Below are 1,325 nucleotides of genomic sequence, written 5' to 3'. Positions count from 1 at the left end.
TATTGCTATTAATAGTTTCACTATAAAAATAAACACATATGAACTGGACAAACTGTGAACTCGAGCGTTTTTTACAGTACAGTAAGGACTAAGAAAGCTTTTTATTGTAAAATACCCATATTATTCATACTCATAGGGACTATGAATAACATAGGCAAGAGTATCTGTCTATTTTATAAACTGCATATAGGTATTAAATGTCTTATTTGATCAAGTCTTTGATAGTCACGTTATCACTACTACTGACTACCACCGCATTTGCTGGTAATACCAGTTATTATGGTAGTAAGTTCCATGGCAAACGTACCGCTAGTGGTAGTATTTTTAATATGAATGCGATGACTGCCGCTCATAAAACGTTACCATTTGGTACAAAAGTAGAAGTGACCAATAAAAAGACGAAGCAAAGCGTCATAGTAAAAATTACGGATAGAGGACCTTTTACTCCGGGACGAATCCTTGATTTATCTAAAGGCGCTGCTGGTAAAATAAACTGTCAACTTTGTACCACCACTATGAAGATCTTATCTTATGGTGATGGTAAATACCGTAGACAATGATGTAGTAAAAAGGGAGAGCCGGCGCTCTCCCTTTTTTATGGCGACTACTATTTTATAGCTACTATAATGATTATTATAAGCGAACAACCATTTACTAAATCGTTAAAGCCACCTAGTCAAATTTTGCTTCCATTTCCTCTAATGTCGTCATTGATAGCAGCAACTTCTCTTCATTATCGCTATGCTGCTGCTGTAGCGCACTTTGCTCATCTAACAATCGTAACAAGTCTGACTTGCGGCTCTCTTCATAAAGATCAGTGTCAGCTAACTTTTCTTCCAACGTTATTAGTTGCTTATCCATCTTAGCTAAAGCCTTTTCTGTGTCTTCGATGTCACGGCGAATAGGCGCTGTTAGCTTACGTTGTTCAGCCGCCAGCTTACGCTGCTCATCTTTACTAAGAGCAGGTTGAGCAGTTTTATCTTTTATTGGTGCAGTAGATGTTTCACTATTTACTAAGCCAGTATCTGTTTCACGTGAAACAAACTTCTTACTCTCTTTTTTACTTTTCTTTTTGCCAGTATTCTTATCTGGCGCATTCTCTTGTTTACGTTTTTCTGCTAGCCACTTACCATAATCACTGATATCGCCATTGAACTCATCAATTTGGCCATCGTGCACCAAATATAACTCATCACAGACATTCGCAATCAGCTCACGATCATGCGAGACCAACACCACTGCCCCCTGAAACCCTTGCAACGCGATGGTCAACGCTTGGCGCATTTGTAAGTCTAAATGGTTGGTCGGCTCATCGAGGACAAGAA

The 1,325-nt window shown here is 38.8% G+C and carries 1 protein-coding gene and 1 pseudogene; one reads left to right on the top strand and one right to left on the bottom strand.

Translation table 11 applies throughout. The annotated features are described in order from the left end of the window. Positions 1-197 precede the first annotated feature (197 nt). Positions 198-560, top strand: coding sequence for a septal ring lytic transglycosylase RlpA family protein (locus ACS8FD_RS14875; RefSeq protein ID WP_439262550.1), 363 nt, complete (start codon positions 198-200; stop codon positions 558-560). Positions 561-672: 112 nt separating this feature from the next. Here the strand turns inward: ACS8FD_RS14875 and ACS8FD_RS14870 are convergent. Further along, positions 673-1,325 (bottom strand): annotated as a pseudogene (locus ACS8FD_RS14870) (ABC transporter ATP-binding protein); the annotation flags it as partial.

This window comes from Psychrobacter sp. 1U2 (assembly GCF_051847575.1).
The sequence above is the reverse complement of the archived record's forward strand: the minus strand, read 5'-3'. Positions and strand labels throughout refer to the sequence as shown.